This is a genomic window from Pseudomonas fakonensis (assembly GCF_019139895.1).
GTDB lineage: Bacteria > Pseudomonadota > Gammaproteobacteria > Pseudomonadales > Pseudomonadaceae > Aquipseudomonas > Aquipseudomonas fakonensis.
Map to the genome: position 1 here is coordinate 3,362,597 of NZ_CP077076.1, position 19,057 is coordinate 3,381,653.

The 19,057-nt window shown below is 64.4% G+C and carries 18 protein-coding genes; 10 read left to right on the top strand and 8 right to left on the bottom strand.

All coding sequences use genetic code 11. The features are described 5' to 3' along the window. Positions 1-2: 2 nt before the first annotated feature. Complete coding sequence (locus tag KSS94_RS14855) at positions 3-3,470, bottom strand: response regulator (protein ID WP_217838856.1); 3,468 nt, start codon at positions 3,468-3,470, stop codon at positions 3-5. 255 nt (positions 3,471-3,725) lie between these two features. On the opposite strand from KSS94_RS14855, the gene KSS94_RS14860 reads away from it, so the two are divergent. Next, the gene (locus KSS94_RS14860; protein ID WP_217838857.1) at positions 3,726-4,076 is read left to right on the top strand and encodes a response regulator; all 351 of its coding nucleotides are present in this window, start codon (positions 3,726-3,728) and stop codon (positions 4,074-4,076) included. Between the two features lie 51 nt (positions 4,077-4,127). Continuing rightward, positions 4,128-5,336: a glycosyltransferase gene (locus KSS94_RS14865; RefSeq protein WP_217838858.1), complete on the top strand. Its 1,209-nt coding sequence runs from the start codon at positions 4,128-4,130 to the stop codon at positions 5,334-5,336. A gap of 74 nt (positions 5,337-5,410) precedes the next feature. Here KSS94_RS14865 and cobF read toward each other — a convergent pair whose 3' ends face one another. Next, positions 5,411-6,160: a precorrin-6A synthase (deacetylating) gene (cobF, locus tag KSS94_RS14870; protein WP_217838859.1), complete on the bottom strand. Its 750-nt coding sequence runs from the start codon at positions 6,158-6,160 to the stop codon at positions 5,411-5,413. Positions 6,161-6,185: 25 nt separating this feature from the next. Further along, positions 6,186-7,475 carry an OprD family porin gene (locus KSS94_RS14875; RefSeq protein WP_217838860.1) on the bottom strand — a complete coding sequence of 430 codons (1,290 nt, stop codon included), beginning with the start codon at positions 7,473-7,475 and terminating at the stop codon, positions 6,186-6,188. 361 nt (positions 7,476-7,836) lie between these two features. Here KSS94_RS14875 and KSS94_RS14880 point away from each other — a divergent pair, with 361 nt between their 5' ends. The 3 genes from KSS94_RS14880 (at position 7,837) to KSS94_RS14890 (ending at position 9,278) form a co-directional block, all read left to right on the top strand. Continuing rightward, positions 7,837-8,196: a histone-like nucleoid-structuring protein, MvaT/MvaU family gene (locus KSS94_RS14880; RefSeq protein WP_217838861.1), complete on the top strand. Its 360-nt coding sequence runs from the start codon at positions 7,837-7,839 to the stop codon at positions 8,194-8,196. Between the two features lie 217 nt (positions 8,197-8,413). After that, the gene (gene gloA / locus KSS94_RS14885; RefSeq protein WP_217838862.1) at positions 8,414-8,941 is read left to right on the top strand and encodes a lactoylglutathione lyase; all 528 of its coding nucleotides are present in this window, start codon (positions 8,414-8,416) and stop codon (positions 8,939-8,941) included. 94 nt (positions 8,942-9,035) lie between these two features. After that, on the top strand, positions 9,036-9,278 hold the full coding sequence (locus KSS94_RS14890; protein ID WP_217838863.1) for a hypothetical protein: 243 nt from the start codon (positions 9,036-9,038) through the stop codon (positions 9,276-9,278). 151 nt (positions 9,279-9,429) lie between these two features. Here the strand turns inward: KSS94_RS14890 and KSS94_RS14895 are convergent, their stop codons facing one another. Beyond that, positions 9,430-10,251: a shikimate 5-dehydrogenase gene (locus KSS94_RS14895; protein ID WP_217838864.1), complete on the bottom strand. Its 822-nt coding sequence runs from the start codon at positions 10,249-10,251 to the stop codon at positions 9,430-9,432. Positions 10,252-10,413: 162 nt separating this feature from the next. On the opposite strand from KSS94_RS14895, the gene KSS94_RS14900 reads away from it, so the two are divergent. The 3 genes from KSS94_RS14900 (at position 10,414) to pbpG (ending at position 12,216) form a co-directional block, all read left to right on the top strand. Beyond that, the gene (locus tag KSS94_RS14900; protein WP_217838865.1) at positions 10,414-10,755 is read left to right on the top strand and encodes a hypothetical protein; all 342 of its coding nucleotides are present in this window, start codon (positions 10,414-10,416) and stop codon (positions 10,753-10,755) included. A 104-nt stretch (positions 10,756-10,859) separates the two neighbouring features. Continuing rightward, the gene (locus tag KSS94_RS14905) at positions 10,860-11,042 is read left to right on the top strand and encodes a hypothetical protein (protein ID WP_217838866.1); all 183 of its coding nucleotides are present in this window, start codon (positions 10,860-10,862) and stop codon (positions 11,040-11,042) included. Between the two features lie 247 nt (positions 11,043-11,289). Further along, on the top strand, positions 11,290-12,216 hold the full coding sequence (pbpG, locus tag KSS94_RS14910; protein WP_217838867.1) for a D-alanyl-D-alanine endopeptidase: 927 nt from the start codon (positions 11,290-11,292) through the stop codon (positions 12,214-12,216). 23 nt (positions 12,217-12,239) lie between these two features. On the opposite strand, the gene KSS94_RS14915 is transcribed toward pbpG, so the two are convergent. The 4 genes from KSS94_RS14915 to KSS94_RS14930 all read right to left on the bottom strand — a co-directional run bounded on the left by KSS94_RS14915 (position 12,240) and on the right by KSS94_RS14930 (position 16,037). Further along, positions 12,240-14,417 (bottom strand): GAF domain-containing hybrid sensor histidine kinase/response regulator, encoded by a 2,178-nt coding sequence (locus tag KSS94_RS14915; RefSeq protein ID WP_217838868.1) that lies wholly within the window; start codon positions 14,415-14,417, stop codon positions 12,240-12,242. Between the two features lie 111 nt (positions 14,418-14,528). After that, entirely contained in the window at positions 14,529-15,161 is a 633-nt protein-coding gene (locus KSS94_RS14920) for a LysE family translocator (protein WP_217838869.1), read from the bottom strand. A gap of 65 nt (positions 15,162-15,226) precedes the next feature. Continuing rightward, entirely contained in the window at positions 15,227-15,772 is a 546-nt protein-coding gene (locus tag KSS94_RS14925) for a thioredoxin family protein (protein WP_217838870.1), read from the bottom strand. Then, positions 15,762-16,037, bottom strand: a complete 276-nt coding sequence (locus KSS94_RS14930; RefSeq protein ID WP_217838871.1) for a DUF2790 domain-containing protein — start codon at positions 16,035-16,037, stop codon at positions 15,762-15,764. Before KSS94_RS14930 ends, KSS94_RS14925 begins: the two co-directional genes overlap by 11 nt. Before the next feature lie 222 nt (positions 16,038-16,259). Between KSS94_RS14930 and KSS94_RS14935 the strand changes: the two genes are divergently transcribed. Together KSS94_RS14935 and KSS94_RS14940 are read left to right on the top strand one after the other, a co-directional pair. After that, positions 16,260-17,000: a response regulator gene (locus KSS94_RS14935; RefSeq protein WP_217838872.1), complete on the top strand. Its 741-nt coding sequence runs from the start codon at positions 16,260-16,262 to the stop codon at positions 16,998-17,000. Further along, positions 16,997-18,283 (top strand): ATP-binding protein, encoded by a 1,287-nt coding sequence (locus KSS94_RS14940; RefSeq protein ID WP_217838873.1) that lies wholly within the window; start codon positions 16,997-16,999, stop codon positions 18,281-18,283. The genes KSS94_RS14935 and KSS94_RS14940 overlap by 4 nt, the downstream gene beginning before the upstream one ends. Positions 18,284-19,057 lie beyond the last annotated feature (774 nt).

The following is a 19,057-nucleotide window of genomic DNA, read 5'->3' on the forward strand; positions in this document are numbered from 1 at the left end:
TGTCAAATTCGCTCCAATTGCGGCAGCCACACGCGAATCAACGAGAACAGGCGGTCCAGGTCGATCGGTTTGGCCAGGTAGTCGTTGGCGCCGGCCTGCAGGCAGCGCTGCTGGTCGTCCTTCATCGCCTTGGCGGTGACGGCGATGATCGGCAGCTTGCGCCAGCGCGGCTGCTGGCGGATCAGCCGGGTGGCCTCGTAGCCGTCCATTTCCGGCATCATCACGTCCATCAGCACCAGGTCAATGTCATCGTTGGCTTCCAGTGCCTCGATGGCCTCGCGCCCGTTGCGGCCGATCTCGACGATGGCGCCCTTGTGCTCCAGGGCACTGGTGAGGGCGAAGATGTTGCGCACATCGTCGTCCACCAGCAGGATCTTGCGCCCTTCGAACACCTTGTCGCGGCTGCGCGCGGTCTTGAGCATGCGCTGGCGTTCGTTGGACAGCTGTGCCTCGACCTTGTGCAAAAACAGTGTGACCTCGTCGAGCAGGCGCTCGGGCGAGCGCGCGCCCTTGATGATGATCGAGCGCGAGTACTTGAGCAGGTCGGCTTCTTCTTCGCGGGTGAGGTTACGCCCGGTGTAGACGATCACCGGCGGGAAGCTGCGGATGTCCTCGGCGGTCATGCGCTTGAGCAGCTCGTTGCCGAGCATGTCGGGCAGCTTGAGGTCGATGATCATGCAGTCGTAGATGTTGTCGCGCAAAAGCTCCAGGGCGTCCTGGGCCATGGCCACGGCGGTGATCTCGACGTCGTCGTCGCCGATCAGGCGGGCGATGCTCTCGCGCTGCAGGTCGTCGTCCTCCACCAGCAGGATGTGCTTGAGCTTCTGCGTGAGCTTGGCCTCAAGGCGCGCGAACACCTCCTTGAGCTCCTCGCGGCTGGTGGGTTTGACCGCATAGCCCACAGCGCCCATGTGCATGGCCGCCTCGACGCGGTCCTCCACCGAAATGATATGCACCGGAATGTGCCGGGTGCCGGCCTGCTCTTTCAGGCGCTGCAGCACGGTCAAACCGGAATGGTCGGGCAGGCGCATGTCCAGCAGAATGGCATCGGGCAGGTACTGCGCAGCCAGCTCGAAGCCCTCGTCGGCGGCCTGGGCCACCAGGCAGCTGTAGCCCAGCTCGTGGGCCAGGTCGAACAGAATGCGGGCGAAGTTGGGCTCGTCCTCGATCACCAGGATGCAGCGGTTGCTGAACGGCGCCAGCTCGCGGTCGTCGGTGAACGTCGGGGCCGGCCGCTCGTGGCGTGCCGGGGCGGCGACCTTGGGCGCTGGCGGCAGGGTGTCCACTGCCGGGCGCAGGCTGAGCACCTCGGTGGCTTCGCCGCCGGCCTCGTAGCGCTCGGGCAGGATCAGGCTGAACACGCTGCCCTGGCCTGGGCTGCTGTCGACGCTGATCTGCCCGCCCAACAGGTGCGCCAGGTCGCGGGAAATCGACAGCCCAAGGCCGGTGCCGCCGTAGCGCCGGTTGCTGGTGCCGTCCACCTGGTGGAAGGCGCCGAACACCGCCTGGTGCTGGTCGGCGGCAATGCCGATACCGGTGTCGCGCACGGCGAAGACGATGCCATGGCCCACCTGGTGGCTGATGTGCAGGCTGACCTGGCCGCGCTCGGTGAACTTGATGGCATTGGACAACAGGTTCTTGAGGATCTGCTCCAGGCGCTGGCGGTCGGTGTACAGGGTGGCCGGCAGCGGGTGCTCCAGCTGCACGGCAAAGTCCAGGCCCTTGTCCTGGGCCAGCGGCAGGAACATGCCCTGCAGCCCTGCTACCAGGCGCTCCAGCGGCGTGGTTTCGGGGCGTACCTCAAGCTTGCCGGCCTCGACCTTGGCGATGTCGAGAATGTCGTTGATCAGGTTGAGTAGGTCGTTGCCGGCCGAGTAGATCGACTCGGCGAACTTGACCTGCTCGGCGCTGAGGTTGCCCTCGCCGTTTTCAGCCAAAAGCTTGGCCAGGATCAGCGAGCTGTTGAGCGGCGTGCGCAGCTCGTGGGACATGTTGGCGAGGAACTCGGACTTGTACTTGCTGGAGCGCTGCAGGTCGTCGGCGCGGGCCTGCAGCTCCACCTGGGCGTTGTTCAGCTCGCTGTTCTTGCGGTCCAGGGCGTCAGTGCGCTCGGCCAGTTGCTCGTTGGTCTGCTCAAGCTCGGCCTGTTGGGTTTCCAGGTAGGCCTGGGACTCCTTGAGCACCCGGGACTGCTCTTCAAGCTCTTCGTTGGCGGTCTTGAGCTCTTCCTGCTGTACCTGCAACTCTTCGTTGAGCTGCTGGGTTTCGGCCAGCACCTCTTGCAGGCGCTGGCGGTAGCGCGCGCTCTCGATGGACAGGCCCACGTTCTCGGCCACACGCTCCATCAACTCGACATCACGCTCCTGCAGCGGGCGCAAAAAGCCCAGTTCGAGCACGCCATTGATGCGCCCGTCTTCTTTGGCCGGCACCAGCAAACCGCTGCGCGGCAGCCCGCTGCCCAGGCCCGAGCTCAGGCGGTAGTAGTCTTCGGGCAGGTCGTCCAGGCGCAGCAGGCGGCCCTGGATGGCGGCCTGGCCCAACAGGCCGGCATGCTCGCCCAGCTTCTGCTCGCGAGCCTGATGCTCGGTGTCCAGGCCGTAGCTGGCCACCCGCACCAGCTTGCCGTGTTCATCGTGCACATACAGGGCACCGACCACACTGCCCAAGTAACCTGCAAAAAACCGCAGGATGTTGTCGCCGAGCATCGGCAGGGTCAGCTGGCCCAGTACCTGCTCTGCCAGCTGGGTCTGCCCGGCGCGCAGCCAGGCCTGGTGCTCCAGGCGCTCGGCGGCGCGTTGCTGGGCCTGCAGGTTGTCGACGTAGCTGTTGGACAGCGACAGCAGGTCGCGCCGGCCCAGGTAGGCCAGCAATGCGCTGAGGGTGACGATGAACAGCACGAACACGGTGATGGCAGTAACGGTAACCGTGCTGACCGTTTCATTGCGCGCCATGCGCAGCTGCTGCTCAGTACCGATGAAGGCGTCGAACTCCTTGCGGATCTCGTCGGTGATGCGCTTGCCGCGGCCGTTGCCGATGGCCTCCTGGTAGCCGCTCTGGGATCGGCGCAGGCCGATCATTTCGCTGCCGAACTCGTTCCAGGCACGCTGCAGGGCCACCAGGCGGTCGATGCGGTCGACCTGGTTGGGGTTGTCGATGACCAGCTCGCGCAGGCTGTCGAGGCTGCTGAAAATGCGCGGCTTGGCCACCTCGTAGGGGTCGAGGAAGCGCTCATCGCCGGTCAGCAGGAAGCCGCGCATGCCGGTTTCCATGTCGATCGACAGCTTGACCGTCTCGTTGGCATTGCCGATTACCCGGTCGGTGTGCTCGACCCACTGCATGGCCGACAGCAGGTAGTTGATCACCGCGACAAAGGCCACGGCCCCCAGAAGCCCCACTCCCAGGGGCAGGCCGACGTTGCGGCTGAGCAGCTTGCGAAAGCTGCGTTGATCCATCGAGGCTGCTTGAATCATTGGATTGAGGCCCGAGCGAGAAAGTCCATGAACAGTGTTGGCGGCTACGTCTTGTGTGAATCGCCCTGCGCCACACCGGCCGGTGAATACAGCGAGTTTAACCAGCTTTGGCGGTACTGGCAGGGCATTTAGCCAGTATTTGAAGGCAGCGTGCGCCAATCGTTCCATCTATTTGCGTGGGCCGGTAAGCTTGGGAACTTCTGCCAGGGCCCCGCGCACAGAGTAGAGACAACCCACTGGAACAGGACCCTTGCCATGCACCTTCTGGTAGTCGAAGACGACGACATCGTCCGCATGCTGATGGTCGAAGTGCTCGACGAGCTGGGCTACTCGGCCATCGAGGCAGACAGCGCCTCGGCAGCGCTGACCATTTTGCAGGACCCCCAGCAACCCCTGGCGCTGCTCATGACCGATGTCGGCCTGCCCGACATGCGCGGCGAAGAGCTGGCCGCCAAGGCCCGTGAGCTGCGGCCATTGCTGCCGGTGCTGTTTGCCAGCGGCTATGCCGAGAACGTGGTGGTGCCCGAGGGCATGCACATGATCGGCAAGCCATTTGGCATCGACCAGTTGCGCGACAAGGTGGTGCAGATTCTCGGCACCCCTTGATTCTGCCCTTGCGTGTTTAAATAAGGCCTTCTTTCGAGCAAGGCCCTTCCCATGCCCCACCTTCTGGCCATCGGCCTCAGCTGGCCCGCGCCGCAAGCTTGCAGCGCGGGGCAACACCTGCTGCACATCCTCGAGCAATTTCGCCGCCACGGCTGGCGGGTAACCTTCGCCTGCCCGGGCGCCCCCGGCGAACACAAGGCCGACCTGGCAGCGCTGGGCATCGACGAACACATCATGGCCAGCGACGACTGCGTTTTCGCTGCGGCCGATGCGGTGCTGTTCGACCGCTTCCACAGTGAGGAGCGTTTTGGCCGGCAACTGCGCCAACAGCAGCCCGGGGCGTTGAACCTGCTGCTGACCTGCGGCCTGGAAAGCTTGCGCGATGCCCGCCAGCAACTGCTGCGCCGGCGCCTGGTCGAGGGCCTGGACCCGAACGATTTTCGCGCCCTGTTCGCCACCCCGGGGCCACAACTGTACCGGCAAATGGCCGAAGCCCCGCTGGCCCTGCGCGAACTGGCGGCGCTGTGGCGCTGCGACCTGGCATTGGTTGCTTCGGACGCCGAAATGGACCTGCTGGTCAACGGCTTCGGGGTGCCGGACTATCTGCTGCACCATTGCCCGCCGGTGGCTGAGCCGCTGGCGGCGCTGCGGCCCTACGCCGAGCGCGCGCACTTCATCACCCTCGGCAACCTGAGCCAGCCGGCCAATACCGACGCGCTGCTGTGGGTTCGCCACAACCTGTGGCCGATGCTGCGCCGGCACTTGCCGCAGGCGCAGTTGCACATCCATGGCGCCAACCCGTCGGCCAAGGTGCAAGCGCTGCATGCGCCGGATGAGGGCCTTCACGTCAAGGGCTGGGTGGCCGATAGCGACGCAGCCATGGCCGGCGCCCGGGTGTGCCTGGCGCCGCTGCGCTCAGGTGCGGGGGTCAAGGGGCAACTGCTCGATGCCTTGCGCTGTGGCACGCCGAGCGTGACCACGCCGATTGGTACCGAGGGCATGCAAGGGCAGCAACCTTGGCCTGGGCGTGTCGAAGGCACTGCCGAGGCGCTGGCCAGGGCCGCTGTCGAGCTGTACAGCGATGAAAGCGCTTGGCAACGGGCGCAGGACGCCTGTGCACCGCTGCTGCGCCTGCGCTTTGACCCTCGGCGCCACGGTAGTGAGTTGGTCGGGCGGGTGGAGCACAGCCTGGGGCAGCTTGATGAGCTGCGGCTGTTCAATTTTACCGGGGCGATGTTGCGTCAATCGGTTCAGTTCTGAGCATGTGGGAAGCGGCCCATCGCGACACAAGGCCGCTTCCCACATGGACCGCATAAGCCTCGGGACCGCCGCCCTCACCCCTCACGCCGCAACAGGTAGGTATCCATGATCCAGCCCTTGCGCCGCCGTACCTGCTCACGCACTTCAAGAATCCGCGCCTTGACCGCCTGCAGCGGCCCGGCAATCAGCACTTCATCTGCCGTCCCCAGGTAAGCACCCCAATAGATGTACAGGCCCGGGTCGTCCAGCGCGGCAAACGCACACTGCCCATCGAGCATCACCACCAGGTTGTCCACCCGCCCCTGTTCGACCAGGCGCCTGCCCGGCAACAGGGTCAAGGGCTCGCCGATTCGGTTGAGCGGCACCTGATGCCGCGCGGCCAACGCCTGCACGCTGCTGATGCCGGGGATTACCGTCAACACCAGGGCCACGCCACGGGCGCGTACCAGGTCGAGAATGCGCAAGGTGCTGTCATACAGCCCCGGCTCCCCCCATAACAGAAAGGCGCCAATGTCGCCTGCACCCAGTTCATCCTCGATCAGGTGGGCGTACAGGGCGGCACGCTGCTGGTGCCAGGCGTGCACCGCACCGGCGTAGTCCTGGGCGTCGGCATCGCGCCGGGGGTCGTCAACCTGCACCAGGCGATAACCGCCTTCAGGCAGGTAGCGGGCCAGGATGGCCTTGCGCAGCTGTACCAGTTCGTCCCGGGTTGCGCCCTTGTCGAGCACGAAGAACACCGTGGCCCGTTGCATGGCCTCTACCGCTTCATAAGTGACCTGCCGCGGGTCGCCCGGGCCGATACCGATCAACAGCAGTTGCTTCATGGGCTGCCTGTTTTTTCGGGCCTGTTCAGAATACCGAGAAGTTATAGCTGACGATCACCCGGGTTTCGTCCATGTCCCGCGCCCATTTTTCGTAGTTGCTGCGGTAGGTGGAGTTGCGCAGGCGCACACTGACATCCTTGAAGGTGCCGCTTTGCACCTGGTACCTGAGCTCGCTGTCGCGCTCCCACTCCTTGCTCTCGGCGCTGCTGCCCGGCACCTTGATGCTGTCGCCATTGATGTAGCGGGTGAAGAAGCTCAGGCCCGGCACACCGAGTGCCTTGAAGTCGTAGTCGTAACGCAGTTGCCAGGAGCGCTCCTGGGCCGCCGCGAAGTCATTGACCTGGGCGTAGTTGACCAGGTACGGGTTGGTGCCGTCGAGGTAGGGCATGGCGCTTTGGCCATACATGCGCTGCCAACCGGCACTGACCTTGTGCCCGCCCAGGCTGTAGCCGAGCATGCCGCTGAAGGCGCGGTGGTCGATTTCACCGGCACGGGCGCTGCCGATGTCGTCGCTCTTGATCAGCCGCAGGTCTGCCGACAGCGTACCCACCTGCAGCGGCTGGCTGGCCACCAGGCCAAGGAAGTGCTGGCGGTAGATGTTTTCCAGCTTCGAGACCTGGTACTGGGCGCTGATACGGTCATTGATGCGGTAATCGATACCGCCCAGGTCGAAGTGGTCGGCTTCGATATCGCAGGCATAGCGCTTGTTCTTGCAATGCACGCGAATATCCTGGCGGTCGGTGGAGTCCCGCGCGGTGTACTGGTTAAGGCGCGCCAGGGTGAACCTGAAGTCGCGCACCTCTTCAGAGCTCAGCCAGGCGCCATGGAACAGGGTCGGCAACAGGCGGCCATCGTTGTACTTGAGCAATGGTACATCGGGCATCATCGAGCCGTACTTGAGCACGGTCTGCGACACTTTCACCTTGCCGGCAATCCCCACCTTGGCGTACTGGTCGACGGAATGGCGCGGGTCATGCCCTGAAGAAGGCAGCAAGCCGCTGTTACTGTCGCTGGGGCTGGAATCCAACTTCAAACCCAGCATACCCAGCGCATCGACGCCAAAACCGACCGGCCCCTGGGTATAACCAGACTGGAAGTTCAGAATGAACCCTTGCGCCGCCTCCTCACGTTTTGAGGCGCCCTGGCTGGAACTGCTGTGGCCATCACGAAAATCACGGTTGAAATACACCGTACGCGCTTCGACCTTGGCATGGCTGTCTTCGACAAAACCGGCGGCTTGGGCGGTACAGGCCGCGCACAGCAAGAACAGGCCGGCAACAGTGCGTCCCGGGGCGAGAGGAAAAGGGGCAAACATGCGAGGGAACATCCACAAAGAAGGGCGAAAAACAATCCGGGGCAGCCAGCTGCGCCGGTACTACAGGGTGAACGGGAGTACTTCCACGATCATCTTGAATTGTGCGGCGAACGCTCTGGAATGCACCATTGGACCATGGTCTAGAACGCAGCACGGGTTGTACTGAAAGGCGCTGGATATAACGCGCAAAAAAGCCGCAAAGTTCCCCGATAACACAACTAAAGTTTGCTGTTTACCACCCCCAAAGTGGCGACTACACTCTGATTCAGCGAACAGCTGTACCCACCCGCGTGGCCGGCGTCCAGTGCAAGTATTCATGTTCGTCACGTCATGCCACGACAGACTTACAGGAGTGATGACAGTGTCCAGACTTGCAGAGTTTCGTGCTGCCGAAAAAGCGCTTCAGGAACAAATGGCTCAATTGGAAGCGCTGAAAAAGGACGCCGGCCTGAAACGCGAAATTGAATTCGAGCAGAAACTGGTCGGCCTGATGAAAAGCTATGACAAGAGCCTGCGCGACATCATCGCCATCCTCGACCCGAAAGCCGCCACCCGCGCCGTGGCCCCAGCCGGCAAACAGCAACGCCGCCCGCGGGTGGTGAAGGTGTACCAGAACCCCCACACCGGTGAACGCATCGAGACCAAGGGCGGCAACCACCGGGGGTTGAAGGCCTGGAAGGAACAATACGGGGCACAAACGGTAGAAAGCTGGGTACGTTGATGAAACGTCCACCTGCACTTCACGCTTTTTTCACAAGCCCTGTATCAATATCGAACCAGCTAAAGGACTAGCGACCCCATCACGCGCCCGCACATGCGGGCCTCTAATTCCAGCGCCCTGCCCTCGTGCAGGGCGCTTTCGTTTACGCGGTTTTGCGCGCGAGGCTGACTGCCGTATCATGGCCCGTCTGTTTTAGGCCCTGACCCTGGAGTACCCCATGAGCCTGCAAGACCTGAACGCCCTGCCCGGCGTCACCGCCCAACCAGACACCGCCACCGCACAGTTCGTGTTCAACCACACCATGCTGCGGGTCAAGGATATCGAGAAGTCCCTGGACTTCTACACCCGCGTGCTGGGCTTTCGCCTGGTAGACAAGCGCGACTTCCCGGAAGCCGCCTTCAGCCTGTACTTCCTGGCCCTGGTAGACCCGGAGCAGATCCCCGCCGACGACGCCGCGCGTCACCAGTGGATGAAATCCATCCCCGGCGTGCTCGAGCTGACCCACAACCACGGCACCGAGAACGACCCGGAATTTGCCTACCACAACGGCAACACCGACCCGCGCGGCTTTGGCCACATCTGCATTTCGGTGCCGGACGTGCGCGCAGCCTGCGCCCGCTTCGAGGCGCTGGACGTGCCGTTCCAGAAACGCCTGCAGGATGGCCGCATGAACCACCTGGCCTTCGTCAAGGACCCGGATGGCTACTGGGTCGAAGTGATCCAGCCAGCCGAACTCAAAGGCTGATACACGGCGCACGCTCGTCGGGCCGGGAACTTCCGGCCCCTCGCCGTGGTATATGGAAGTAACTGCACTTCCCGACCACAGCGAGGTAAGGACGATGCAATCCCTGCACTGTGACTATCGTGACTACACCATCACCGCCAGCGTGATGCCCCACCCCGACTCCCCCCTGCCCTATGCCGCCGGCTGCTTGATCACCGACCCTGCCGGGAACACCAGCAGGCGCATCTCGATGCCGATGAAGTTCTTCGCCGACCTGGAAAACGCCCAGCATGTGTCCCTGGCCCATGGCCGGGCGTTGGTTGACCAGCAGTTGGATGAGGGCAGCAAGGCGTTCTGAGAGTTATTGCGCCCGCACTCCGTGTAGGAGCGGCCTTGTGTCGCGAAAGGGCTGCATGGCAGCCCCGGCGGTGTTGCATGATGTTCAAAATCTGGGGGCGCTGCGCACCCCATCGCGACACAAGGCCGCTCCTACAGGGGACCGCGTGCAGTCAGGCACTGCGTGCATACGCTACCGCCGCGTCCACCTGCTCGCGGCTCGGCCGCACCCCGGTGTACAGCACGAACTGCTCCAGCGCCTGCAAGGCGATCACCTCAAGCCCGGTAATCACCGGCTTACCAAGCGCCTCGGCGCGCTGGATCAACGGCGTGCGCGCCGGCATCGCCACCACGTCGAACACCCGCTCGGCCGCCTCGATGGCGGTTTCGGCGAATGCCAACTGGTCAGCCTCCGGGCCGCCCGCCATGCCGATGGGGGTGACATTGATCAGCATCGGCGGGCACAGGTCGCCCAGCTCGGGCAACCAGCGATAACCGCAGGCATCGGCCAGCTGCCGCCCGGCCTGCTCGTTGCGCGCGACGATGGTGCCATCGCCGAACCCGGCATCACGTAACGCACTGGCCACCGCCTTGGCCATACCGCCGCTACCGCGCAGGGCAAAGCCGGTGCCTGGGTCGACCCGGTGTTGCTCGAGCAGTTGGCGCACTGCCAGGTAGTCGGTGTTGTAGGCCTTCAGGTGGCCGTTGCTGTTGACCAGTGTGTTGACCGACTCGATGGCCGCCGCCGACGGGTCGATTTCGTCCACCAGCGCCATGCACGCCTCCTTGTACGGCATCGACACGCCACAACCGCGGATGCCCAGGGCGCGGATACCTGCAACGGCAGCGGGCAGGTCCTGGGTGGTCATGGCCTTGTAGTAGTAGTCCAGCCCCAACTGCTGGTAGAGGTGGTTGTGAAAACGCACGCCGAAGGTGCCGGGGCGCCCGGCCAGGGAAATGCACAGGACGGTGTCCCGGCTTGGGGTAATGCTCATCTGCCTCTCCTGGTGTAACGGCTGAAACGATTGACCTAGCGTAACAGAGGCAACCGCCGGTCGCCCCTTACACAACCTTTACCCTTCCCCTGTGCGCAGTTGACCTTGGCTGCGGTCATAGTAGGCAGACCCCAAGCGTGGGGTGTCTTGCGAGGAATGATCATGAAACGTCTCATCCCTGGAATCGCCCTGCTGGTCGGTGCGCTGGCCATCAGCGCCCAGGCGTCAGCCCACGGTGGCGGCTGGGGTGGCCCGGGCCCGGTGATTGGCGCCGCGGTAGTGGGTGCAGTGGTCGGCGCCGCCGTCAGCGGTGGGCGCGACCGCACCGTGTACGTGGAACAGCCGCCGGTCTATGTGCAGCAACCGGTCTATGTCCAGGCGCCGCCGCCGGTTTACTACCAGCCCCAGCCTTATGTGGTAGAGCGCTACGTGCCCGCCCCGCCGCCGGTTTATCACCGCTACTACGGCCCGCCGCCGGGCTACTATGGCCCGCCGCGCTGGTAAATGGCCATGACGGTTGAAATCAATGACCACTATCGAAGGCATTGATTTCAACCCGCCGTGCCAAGCCGTTAAGGTGTGAGCATGTTTTCGCAGGAGTCCACACCATGGCCCCGATCCAGATCATGTCCGTCGTCGGCAGCGCAGTACCCGCTTCACTGCGCGAGCAAGGCCTGCTGGCCTGCTGGTACCTGTTGCGCAATGGCGAGGCCATCAGCGGCCCGCTGACCACCCGTACCTGCGCCGAGACCCTGGCCAGCCAACTGGCCGACGCAAGCTTTACCGCCTGACCCCCGAATCTGTTGTTGTGCGTGCTCCCTACGCCTCTTTGCTGCCCGCCTTATTGGCGGGCATTTTTTTGGCGGTTAAATCGACAAACGGTAGCCGGGGAACCGTTAAAGCATGAAGTTTTTTTCATATCGCCATGGTCCATCAACGAGCAATCGACACCACTTCGGCCATACTCCACAATGCAGCGGTTTTTGGGGGAAAACCCTTGCACAGCCAACGACATACCACCATTTAGTGAGCCTCAACGTGAAAACTACCCTGTCCATTCTCAGCCTGCTGCTGTTGCTCACAGGTACCGCCACCCTGCCGTCGACCGCTGCTGCACAACCCCCTGCCCAGGCCCAACGCGACCCAAGCAAGCTGCACCTGGCTTCCGGCAGCGCCCTGCTGATCGACCTCAACACCAATCAGACGCTGTATTCCAGCCACGCCGACCGCGTGCGCCCGATCGCTTCGGTCACCAAGCTGATGACCGCGATGGTGGTGCTCGACGCCAAGCTGCCCATGGACGAAATGCTCGGCATGACCATCGCCAACAACCCGGAGATGAAAGGCGTGTACTCCCGGGTGCGTCTGGGCAGCGAGCTGAACCGTCGGGAAACCCTGCTGATCACCCTGATGTCGTCGGAGAACCGCGCCGCCAACACCCTGGCCAACCACTACCCAGGCGGCTATGGCGCCTTTATCAAGGCGATGAACGCCAAGGCCCGCAGCCTGGGCATGAGCCACACCCGCTATGTCGAGCCCACCGGCCTTTCGACCCAGAACGTCTCCACCGCCCAGGACCTTGCCAAGCTGCTGATGGCCTCGCGCAAGTACCCGCTGCTCAGCGAGCTGTCCACCACCCGCGAGAAGACCGTGGCGTTTCGCAAGCCCAACTACACCCTGGGTTTTCGTAACACCGACCACCTGGTCAACAAGAGCAACTGGGACATCAAGCTGACCAAGACCGGTTTCACCAACGAAGCCGGCCACTGCCTGGTGCTGCTGACCAAAATGGATAACCGCCCGGTGGCCATGGTGATCCTCGACGCCTACGGCAAGTACACCCACTTCGCCGACGCCAGCCGCATGCGCCAGTGGCTGGAGACCGGTAGCGCCAAGGCCGCACCTGCGGTGGCCATGCAGTACAAGAGCGAGCGCCAGAAGGGCTCGCGCCTGGCCCAGGACTGACCCTGCGCCCCTGGCGCGCTGCCTCAGCCCTGCCGGGCGAGCAGTTGCGCCAGGCTCTGCGCCAGCTCGGCCTGGCGAAACGGTTTGCGCAGCACCTCAAAACCGTGCAGCTCGCGCGGTGACAGGTTGGCATAGCCGGTGATGATCAGCACCGGCAAGTCAGCCAGCCGCTCGCGCACCTTTTGCGCGAAGCGCACCCCGGTCATTTCGGTCATGACATGGTCGGTCAGCAGCACATCAGGCACCCACCCACCGTCCAGCAATGCCAGCGCCTGCGCCGCGCAGTCCGCCTCGGTCACCTCGTAACCCAGCTCACGCAATTGCAACAGCGTGGCCTGGCGCACCAGCGGTTCATCATCGACCAACAGCACCCGGTTACCCTCTTGGGCACGGGGCGCTGGTAACGGTGCCACGCTGGCCAAACCGGCTTCGCTGGGCGGCAGCCACAGGGTTGCCTCGGTACCCTTGCCCGCTTGCGAGCAAATGCCGAAGCCCCCGCCCGACTGCACCGCCAACCCCTGCACCATCGGCAAGCCAAGGCCGGCGCCCTTGCCCACGGTCTTGGTGGAGTAGAACGGCTCGATGCAGCGCGCGAGCACTTCATCGCTCATGCCACTGCCGGTATCGGCCACCTGCAACCACACCTGCCCCGCCGCCAGCCCGGGCGGATACACAGGGCCGCCCTCGCTCTCACCCACACCTGCAGCAATGGTCAAACGGCCACCTTCGGCCATGGCATCACGGGCGTTGATTACCAGGTTGAGCAATGCCAGCTCCAACTGGTGCTCGTCCACCAGTACCGGCGGCAGCTGCGGGTCGATACGTACCTGTACGCTGATGGTCGCCCCCAACGAACGGGCGATCAGTTCGCGCATCTCCTCCACCAGCCCGGCCAGCGCCACCGCCTGCGGCTTGAGGGTCTGCCGACGGGCGAAGCTGAGCAGCCGGCCGACCAGGTTACGCGCCCGTTCAGCCGCCTGCAGGCCGCCGTCGACCAGCCGTGCGGCGCGCTGCGGGTCGGGCTGGCGGCGAACCAGTTCGAGGGAGGCGATGATCGGCGTGAGCATGTTGTTCAGGTCATGGGCGATGCCGCCGGTGAGCTGGCCGATCATCTCCATCTTGCGCGCTTCGTGCAGTTGCAGCATTGACGCCTCGCGCTGCACGAGCATGTTCGCCACACGCTCTTCAAGGCTTTCATTGAGCATGTGCAGGGCACGCTCGGCGCGGGCATGGGTAATGGCGGCCCACACCTGCTTGGCGGTTTCTTCGGCCAGCAGGCAGTCGTCCTCGGCGAACAACCGGGGCCGCAAAAAATGCACCAGCAGCACGGCCTCCAGGCGCTCGGCGCGCAGCACCGGCACATGCAGGCTGGCGCCCATGCCCTTGAGCAAGGCTGGCGGCGGTTGCTCGGCCAGGTAGTTGCGCTGCGCCTGCTGGCCGCACTTGAGCAACTCATATAGCTGCGGGTCGAAGCTTGCGTAGGCATGCTCGCCCAGCAAGGTCGGCACACCCTCGGCCCACTCACGGGCAACACGCAGGCCCTGGCCCTCGCCCAGGTCCTCGCCGAAGCACACCCGCGCCGCGCCCAGTTCCACCGCCAGGCGGTGCACCGCGTGGGCCTCGATCAGCTCCGCCTCGCCCAGCCCCGGCAAGGTTTGCCCCAGCTCCAGCAAGAACGCCTGGCGCCTCTGGAAGCGCACCCGCGCGGTGGTGTCGTTGACGATGCACAGCACCCCGCCAACGCTGCCGTCGGCCTCGCGCACGGCCGAATACGAAACATCGAAGTAGGTCGTCTCGCCGAAGCCGCTGCGCTCTATATAGAAGGGACGGTCCTTGGCCGAGAAGGTCTCGCCGGTCTCGCGCACCCCGCGCAGCAGGGGCTCCAGGTCATCCCACAGTTCTTGCCAGTGGGCCAGGGCCGGTTGCCCGAGGGCATGCGGGTGTTTTTGGCCGATGGTGGGGGAATAGGCATCGTTGTACAGCGCAACGTATTGCGCCCCCCAGAACAGCACGATCTGTGCCTGGGCCGGCAGCAACGTGGCCACCACCGCCTTGAGCCCGGGTGACCAGCCATCCGGCTGCCCCAACGGCGAGCCGCTCCAGTCCATCCCCTGCAGCAAGCCGCTGACCGCGCCGCCATTGAGCAGGAAGGCAGGCGCCGCGCTGGCGCTTTTGACCTGGGTGTGCCGGCCTGATTTCATGCTGTGCGAACCATCGTTTGTCCCGAGCAGATTGCCATCCTTCACAGGATATGAAATCAGCCGTTGGCAGACGTTCCACCGGTTATCGCACTTTGCAAAGGCTGCGGTGTTTCAGCGCCGGCCCTCAGCCAGCATGCGCACTGCCAGGCCCGCCAGCACAGTGCCCATCAGCCAGCGCTGAACCTGCTGCCAGGAAGGCCGGCCCGCCAGAAACACCGCGATGGAGCCGGCCATCACGGCAATCAACGCATTGACCGTGACGCTGATGGCGATCTGCGTGCAACCCAGCACCAGCGACTGGCTCAGCACGCTACCGTGACCGGGCTCGATGAACTGCGGCATCAGCGACAGGTACATCACTGCAATCTTGGGGTTGAGCAGGCTGGTCAGCAAACCCATGCCAAACAGCCGCCGCGGGCTGTCCGCCGGCAGGTCGCGCACCTGGAACGGCGAGCGCCCGCCCGGGCGCAGGGCCTGCCAGGCGAGGTACAGCAAATACAGGGCGCCAGCGATACGCAGCGCATCGTAGGCCAGCGGTACTGCCATCACCAGCGCGGTGATGCCCAGCGCCGCACACAGCATGTACACGACGAACCCCAGTGCCACCCCACCCAGCGAAATCAACCCGGCCGCCCGCCCCTGGCAGATCGAGCGGGAAATCAGGTAGATCATGTTCGGCCCGGGGGTCAGCACCATGCCCAGGCAAATCAGGGCGAAGGCCAGCAGGTTGGCAAGTTCGGGCATGGTTCACGTCCAGGTGATGGCAGATGGCGCCAGTGTATCGGCCGCCGCACCTGGCGTGAATCCGCTCAACCCTGTTCATCGAGCAACTGGCGAATCACCTGCTCCTGACCGCTGTAGTCACCCTCGCCGAAATGCACATGGCGCACCTGCCCCTTGCGGTCGACGAAGTAATGCGCCGGCCAGAACTGATTGCCCCACGCGTTCCATACACGGTAGTCGTTGTCCACGGCCACCGGGTAGCTGATGCCCAGTTGCCTGACCTGGGCCTTGAGGTTGCCGATGTCGTGTTCGTAGTCGTATTCCGGGGTGTGCACCCCGACCACCACCAGCCCCTGGTCGGCGTAGCGCCGCGCCCATTCGCTGACATGCGGCAGGCTGCGCCGGCAGTTGATGCAGTCGTAGGTCCAGAAATCCACCAGCACCACCTTGCCCTTGAGCGCGGCATCGCCCAGTGGCGCTGAGTTGAGCCACTGCCCGGCCCCCGCCAGCGACGGCATCGGGCCGTAGCTGTCGCGGGCCAGCAGGTGGCCAGCAAGGCCCAGGCCAAGCAGCGCCAGGGCCACGCCGCCAGCCTTGAGCAGGCGGCGCCTGGCACGCGACTCAGTTGTCATGGCAGCCACTGGTGGCGTACGAGCGGTACTCGACGCTTTGTGGCTTGCCCTGGGAGTCGAGGTAGTCCATGCGGGTGTTGACCACACCGCAGGCATGATGCTGGTCATTCTTTACCGACAGTACTTTTTGTATGTCCAGGTGATCGCCATAGCGGTACTGCATCACGCTGGCGTCGTTCATCGAGGTGCTGCTGGCCTGGGCGGCGACGGCGCCGAGGCCGAGTACGGCGAACAGGGCGGCGCTGGCGAGGTTCTTGATGGTCATGGCGTGTCTCCCGAAACGAGGCTTTGGTGTGGGGAGGCGTTGCTCCCCGGTCGAGAGCCATTTCACCCCTGCCAGGTATCGCCCATGTGTCTGCCAGGGGTGTGATGTGCTTCCTGCTGTATCTGCAGCAGCGCCGGATACACTGCAATACAAACCCCCGCAGGCAAGGCGCAGCCTGCTCTGTACACTGCGCTCACCCCCTACCAACAAGGACCACACCCGATGGAACATGTCGATCACATCCTGGTCGTCGATGACGACCGCGAGATCCGCGAACTGGTCGGCAACTACTTGAAAAAGAACGGCCTGCGCACCAGCATCGTCGCCGATGGCCGGCAAATGCGTGCGTTCCTCGAGAACAACAGCGTCGACTTGATCGTGCTCGACATCATGATGCCCGGCGATGACGGCCTGCTGTTGTGCCGCGAGCTGCGCGCCGGCAAGCACCGCAACACGCCAGTGCTGATGCTCACCGCGCGCAACGACGAGACCGACCGCATCATCGGCCTGGAAATGGGTGCCGACGACTACCTGACCAAGCCGTTCTCGGCCCGCGAGCTACTGGCCCGCATCAACGCGGTATTGCGCCGCACCCGCATGCTGCCACCCAACCTGACCATCAGCGAAAGCAGCCGGCTGATCGCCTTCGGCCAATGGCGCCTGGATACCACCGCACGCCACCTGCTCGACACCGAAGGCACCCTGGTGGCGCTGTCTGGCGCCGAGTACCGCCTGCTGCGGGTATTCCTCGACCACCCGCAGCGGGTGCTCAGCCGCGAGCAGTTGCTCAACCTCACCCAGGGCCGCGAGGCAGACATCTTCGACCGCTCCATCGACCTGCTGGTCAGCCGCCTGCGCCAACGCCTGGGTGACGACGCGCGCGAGCCGACCTGCATCAAGACCGTGCGCAGCGAAGGCTATGTGTTCTCGCTGGCGGTGCAGCTGCTGGAGTCGCCAGCATGAAGTGGCCACGTACCCTCGCCTCGCGCCTGGCGCTGATCTTCTTCACCGGGCTGGTGCTGGCCTACGGCCTGTCGTTCAGCCTGCAGGCCTACGAGCGCTACGTCAGCAGCCGCTCGATGATGCTCAGCAACCTGGAGCTGGACGTGTCCACCTCGGTGGCGATTCTCGACCGCTTGCCGGCAGCCGAGCGCGCAAGCTGGTTGCCGCGCCTGGAGCGGCGCACCTACCGCTACCGCCTGGACGACGGTCTGCCCGGGGATGCCATGCCCGGCGAAGATGCACCAATGGCTGCCGAGTCGATCGTCAAGGCCATCGGTGACCGCTACCGCCTGACTTTCCTCGAAATCCCCGGCCCCAACGCGCACTTCCAGGCGCACCTGCGCCTGGCCGATGGCGCACCCTTGACCATCGACGTGACCCCGGCCCCGGTGCCGGTGGCCACATGGCTGCCGGCGGTGCTGCTGATCCAGTTGCTGGTGCTGATGCTGTGCACCTGGCTGGCGGTGCGCCTGGCCATTGGCCCGTTGACCCGGCTGGTCAAGGCGCTTGACGACCTGGACCCGAACAGCCCGGGCCCGCAACTGGACGAGAGCGGCCCCCGTGAGGTGCGCTATGCAGCGGTGGCGTTCAATGCCCTGCAGGCGCGCATTGGCGCCTACCTGAAAGAACGCATGCAACTGCTGGCGGCGATTTCCCACGACCTGCAGACGCCGATCACGCGCATGAAGCTGCGGGTCGAGCAAATGGACGAAGGCCAGGAAAAGGACAAGCTGTGGCACGACCTGGATGCCATGGAGCACCTGGTACGCGAGGGCGTGGCTTATGCGCGCAGCATGGACAGCGGTACCGAGGCGCCCTGCCGGGTGAACCTGGACGCCTTCCTCGACAGCCTGGTGTTCGACTACCAGGACAGCGGCGCGCAGGTGCAACGCCAGGGCAGCGTGCCAGCGCCCCTGCAGACCCGCCCCCATGCCCTGCGCCGGGTGCTGGTGAACCTGGTGGACAATGCCCTGAAGTTCGCTGGCGCGGCGCGGCTGGAGGTGGGGTGTGAGCACGGCGTGACGCGGATTCGGGTGCTGGATGACGGGCCGGGGATTCCCGAGAACGAGCTGGACGAGGTGCTCAAGCCGTTTTACCGGGTTGAAGGGTCGCGTAACCGAAGTACCGGAGGGACCGGGCTTGGCTTGGCGATTGCCCAGCAGTTGACCCAGGCCATGGGGGGGAGTTTGGTGTTGAGAAATCGGGTTGAGGGGGGGTTGTGTGCGGAGGTTGAATTGCGGTGAGGGGTTCGGGTTCGGGGCTTATGGTTATTGCTTTGGGAGATGTATGCGCATTCATTGACGATATACGCTTTTCGTCACCTTTCCGCCCTTACGGCGGCCTACTTTGGTCTTGGCCAAAGTAGGCAAAGCCGCCTGCTCCCATCATCCGGCCCCCTACGCTGCGCTCCGGGGGTTCCCTCGCTCCGGGCTTGCTCCGGAGGTACGCGCCGACGGGCCGTCCCTGGCCCGATCGGCGCTCGACCGGCATCCATGCCGGTCGCCCTCCTACGCAATCCCTACGCTCGGCCTCCTGAAGTCGCGATTTGTGTTGCCTGAACTATTGCGCGCTTAGAAGCAAGATCAAGAGCCAGATCAAGAGCCAGATCAAGAGCCAGATCAAGAGCCAGATCAAGAGCTGGGATATTGGTTTGATTGTTATTGATGTGTTGTTTGTTCTGACGCCATCGCGGGGCAAGCCCGCTCCCACGTTAGATATTTGTACGCAGTTCCTGCGTGGGAGCGGCGGTGCGCCGCTGCGACTTGCCCCGCGATCAAATCCTGAGTTCCCACGGTGGCAACTAGCGACCGAGCTGCGTACTCACAGGCGCCGCCCCTAACTTCGCGACTTCAGGAGGCCGAACGCAGGGATTGCGTAGGGGGGCGACCGGCATGGATGCCGGTCGAGCGCCGATCGGGCCAGGGACGGCCCGTCGGCGCGTCCCCCCGGAGCAAGCCCGGAGTGAGGGAACCCCGGAGCGAAGCGCAGGGGCCGGATGAATGGAGCGTGTACGGGCC

What these genes read in the sequence shown, in the direction of transcription:
- KSS94_RS14855 (WP_217838856.1), bottom strand. Translation starts at nt 3,470, where the DNA reads ATGATTCAAGCAGCCTCGATGGATCAACGCAGCTTTCGCAAGCTGCTC.
- KSS94_RS14860 (WP_217838857.1), top strand. Translation starts at nt 3,726, where the DNA reads ATGCACCTTCTGGTAGTCGAAGACGACGACATCGTCCGCATGCTGATG.
- KSS94_RS14865 (WP_217838858.1), top strand. Translation starts at nt 4,128, where the DNA reads ATGCCCCACCTTCTGGCCATCGGCCTCAGCTGGCCCGCGCCGCAAGCT.
- cobF (WP_217838859.1), bottom strand. Translation starts at nt 6,160, where the DNA reads ATGAAGCAACTGCTGTTGATCGGTATCGGCCCGGGCGACCCGCGGCAG.
- KSS94_RS14875 (WP_217838860.1), bottom strand. Translation starts at nt 7,475, where the DNA reads ATGTTTGCCCCTTTTCCTCTCGCCCCGGGACGCACTGTTGCCGGCCTG.
- gloA (WP_217838862.1), top strand. Translation starts at nt 8,414, where the DNA reads ATGAGCCTGCAAGACCTGAACGCCCTGCCCGGCGTCACCGCCCAACCA.
- KSS94_RS14890 (WP_217838863.1), top strand. Translation starts at nt 9,036, where the DNA reads ATGCAATCCCTGCACTGTGACTATCGTGACTACACCATCACCGCCAGC.
- KSS94_RS14895 (WP_217838864.1), bottom strand. Translation starts at nt 10,251, where the DNA reads ATGAGCATTACCCCAAGCCGGGACACCGTCCTGTGCATTTCCCTGGCC.
- KSS94_RS14900 (WP_217838865.1), top strand. Translation starts at nt 10,414, where the DNA reads ATGAAACGTCTCATCCCTGGAATCGCCCTGCTGGTCGGTGCGCTGGCC.
- KSS94_RS14905 (WP_217838866.1), top strand. Translation starts at nt 10,860, where the DNA reads ATGGCCCCGATCCAGATCATGTCCGTCGTCGGCAGCGCAGTACCCGCT.
- KSS94_RS14915 (WP_217838868.1), bottom strand. Translation starts at nt 14,417, where the DNA reads ATGAAATCAGGCCGGCACACCCAGGTCAAAAGCGCCAGCGCGGCGCCT.
- KSS94_RS14920 (WP_217838869.1), bottom strand. Translation starts at nt 15,161, where the DNA reads ATGCCCGAACTTGCCAACCTGCTGGCCTTCGCCCTGATTTGCCTGGGC.
- KSS94_RS14925 (WP_217838870.1), bottom strand. Translation starts at nt 15,772, where the DNA reads ATGACAACTGAGTCGCGTGCCAGGCGCCGCCTGCTCAAGGCTGGCGGC.
- KSS94_RS14930 (WP_217838871.1), bottom strand. Translation starts at nt 16,037, where the DNA reads ATGACCATCAAGAACCTCGCCAGCGCCGCCCTGTTCGCCGTACTCGGC.
- KSS94_RS14935 (WP_217838872.1), top strand. Translation starts at nt 16,260, where the DNA reads ATGGAACATGTCGATCACATCCTGGTCGTCGATGACGACCGCGAGATC.
- KSS94_RS14940 (WP_217838873.1), top strand. Translation starts at nt 16,997, where the DNA reads ATGAAGTGGCCACGTACCCTCGCCTCGCGCCTGGCGCTGATCTTCTTC.